We start from the raw sequence: 1,331 nt of genomic DNA on the forward strand, positions 1-1,331 counted from the left end.
TGGATTGGCCCCTATATTTCCAGACACCTTTTATCACTTAACCCATTACTGCTTCGCCGCCGCAGGTACTCACGGGGCGAACGGTATCCCAGCGCACTGTGCGGATGCCATTCGTTATAATGTTCGAACGCTTCCGCAAGGTTCTTCACTGCCGTCAACCCGTCAGGTTTCGGCATGATACTGATATAGTCGCGCTTCATCGTTTTCACGAAGCTCTCTGCCATTCCATTGCTTTCAGGGCTACGCACTGCCGTGTTTTTCGGTTCAAGTCCTACCATTCGGGCAAACTTCCGTGTTTCATGCGCCCGGTAGCACGAACCGTTATCCGTCAGCCACTCCACCGGCGAGACCGGGAAGCCACTGCCGAAGCGACGCTCCACCGCACCCAGCATGACATCCTGTACCGTTTCACTGTCGAACCCACCGGTGCTGGCCGCCCAGTGAAGCGCTTCGCGATCACAACAATCCAGTGCGAACGTCACACGCAGTTTTTCACCGTTATCACAGCGGAACTCGAACCCGTCAGAACACCATCGCTGATTGCTTTCCCCAACGGCCACTTTCCCTGTATGCGCTCGTTTGGAAGGGGGTAAGGACGGCTTCTGTTCGAGCAGCAATGCGTGCTGTCGCATGATGCGGTAAACCCGTTTGGCATTCACGGCAGCAAGGTCTTCGGCTTCTGACTGACGACGCAGCAGAGCCCATACCCGCCGATAGCCGTACGTGGGTAGCTCACCGATGACGGCATGTATCCGCAACAGAGCATCAGTATCATCCGGCTGGCGTTTTCGTCGGCGATCCTGCCAGCTGTCCGGGCGTTTTAACCGGGTATGAAGCTGCGCACGTGAGACCCGAAGGCAGCGGCTGACGAAGCTTATTCGCCATCCTCTGGTAACAAGGGTACATGCGCTATCCACTTTTTTTGGCGGCCGATATCGACAGCTTCTTTTAGTAGCTCAACTTCCATTGTTTTCTTGCCCAGCAGGCGCTGAAGCTCTTTGATTTGCTTCATTGCCGAGGCCAGTTCGGATGCCGGGACAACCTGCTCACCAGCGGCTACGGCAGTCAGGCTGCCCTCCTGATACTGCTTGCGCCAGAGAAATAACTGACTGGCTGCCACCCCATGATGACGGGCGACAACCGAGACGGTCATACCGGGTTCAAGACTCTGCTGAACAATGGCGATTTTTTCCTGGACGGTACGCCGTCTGCGCTTCTCCGGACCTAAAACGTCAATCATCCTGACTCCAACGACTAGTCTAAAAACTAGTATTAAGACTATCACTTATTTAAGTGATATCAGTTGTCTGGAGATTCAGGGGGCCAGTCTA

1 protein-coding gene is annotated in these 1,331 nt (G+C 54.6%); it reads right to left on the bottom strand.

Annotated features, from left to right (window positions below):
- Nucleotides 1–11: 11 nt before the first annotated feature.
- Nucleotides 12–1,240 (bottom strand): IS3 family transposase gene (locus tag NG99_RS26530; protein WP_198138831.1). Its coding sequence is split into 2 segments (ribosomal slippage): nucleotides 12–925 and nucleotides 925–1,240, totalling 1,230 coding nucleotides; the frame shifts between segments, so codons are not numbered across the junction.
- Nucleotides 1,241–1,331 lie beyond the last annotated feature (91 nt).

The sequence above is a fragment of the Erwinia typographi genome (assembly GCF_000773975.1).
GTDB classification, from domain to species: domain Bacteria; phylum Pseudomonadota; class Gammaproteobacteria; order Enterobacterales; family Enterobacteriaceae; genus Erwinia; species Erwinia typographi.